General features: G+C 60.2%; 1 protein-coding gene and 1 pseudogene. Both read left to right on the top strand.

Going from position 1 to position 1,338, the window contains the following annotated elements:
- Window positions 1–492 precede the first annotated feature (492 nt).
- On the top strand, window positions 493–921 hold the full coding sequence (locus tag FCU66_RS40790) for a VOC family protein (protein ID WP_136621485.1): 429 nt from the start codon (window positions 493–495) through the stop codon (window positions 919–921).
- Window positions 922–1,031: 110 nt separating this feature from the next.
- Window positions 1,032–1,338, top strand: a pseudogene (locus tag FCU66_RS41760) (hypothetical protein); the annotation flags it as partial.

Genomic DNA, 1,338 nt, shown 5'->3' on the forward strand with positions numbered 1-1,338 from the left:
CCGTGACCACCTGCGACCTGCCCTTGAACCGACGCAGCAGAGCGTTCGCTTCTTCGATGCCGTTGATGCCGGCGCTATCGACAAGCGCTTCGAGCCTTTGAAAACAGTCCAAGCGAAATTCCTCCAAGCCGCGCCACAAAACCCGGTTGGGAGCGGAAGGTTCCAACCGGGAGAGGTTCCGCGAAAAGAAATCGCCTTCACCGCTCGAATTCCCAGGATTCGACGGCCCGTGGATTATCTTTTTGTTCGGGCGGAACCTCTGCGGCCAATAAAGGTTCTTATCCTGTCTGATCCCCCGTCAGACATCTGAAAGCTCGAGTATCAGCTTTCCAAAGGCCCGCTGGATCCCCCCTCCTGGCGGGCTTTTTGTTTGCAAGACAGACTGGGGTTATAGGGGCAGGGCTTGCGACAGGGTCTGGCGGTCGGCAAGCATCCGCATTGACGGCGTCCTGTCCGAGCCTAAATTCGAAAGCCCTACGAGGAGGAGTTTTCATGGAAAGCCAGGAACTGCATCGCGGCCGGCTCATCGACCACATCCAGCTGGTGGTCAGGGATCTTCCCGCCAGCCGGCGTTTTTACGAGGCGATCTTCCGGGTGCTCGATGTTCCGATCGGCGGCACCGGCGAGGGCTATTTCTGGGCCGACGAACTGTTCATCTCCAGCGCCGACAGTCGGGCGGCGTTGGGAAAACTCACCGGCCGCCATCATCTGGCTTTCCAGGCGAAGGACCATGCCATGGTCGAGGCCTTCCACAAGGCCGGGCTCGCCGGCGGCGGCACGGACAATGGCGCGCCGGGCGAGCGGCCCTATCACCCCGGCTATTACGCCGCCTTCCTGCTCGATCCGGACGGCAACAACATCGAGGCCGTCCATCATGGTCCGCACACGCGCAGTGCCGCTTCGGTGAAGATCACCTTCTAACCTGTGCCGATCGTCAGCCGGTCTGCAAAGGACGGCTTTGTGCGCTTCGGTGCCCACCCGAGTTGGCGCCGGACCGCGGCGCCAGTGGGCGATGCTGGAGAGATGGTGCTTTGCGTTGCCAGATTGGTGGCCCCGATGCTAACCGGAATCGGCATCGAAGCAACGCACGCCGAAAATCTCTCAATAAAGCTCCCTTACCCCATCGTGGAGAAATATTTTTTATGCAATGCCCAACCAAGGCGATCTGCGTCGCCACACTTTTACTTGCGATCGGGGCCGCGGGCCTGAGCGGTATATTATCCGTTGCTCATATTTCGCCAGCGCAGGCGCAGGAGGAGTATCTTCCGACCCAGAAGGATTTTGTCGGCAAATGGAAACTGAACGGCGGAGCCATCCGGCCGCCGCGCGACATGACGG

This window comes from Mesorhizobium norvegicum, from assembly GCF_004919685.1.
GTDB lineage: Bacteria > Pseudomonadota > Alphaproteobacteria > Rhizobiales > Rhizobiaceae > Mesorhizobium > Mesorhizobium norvegicum.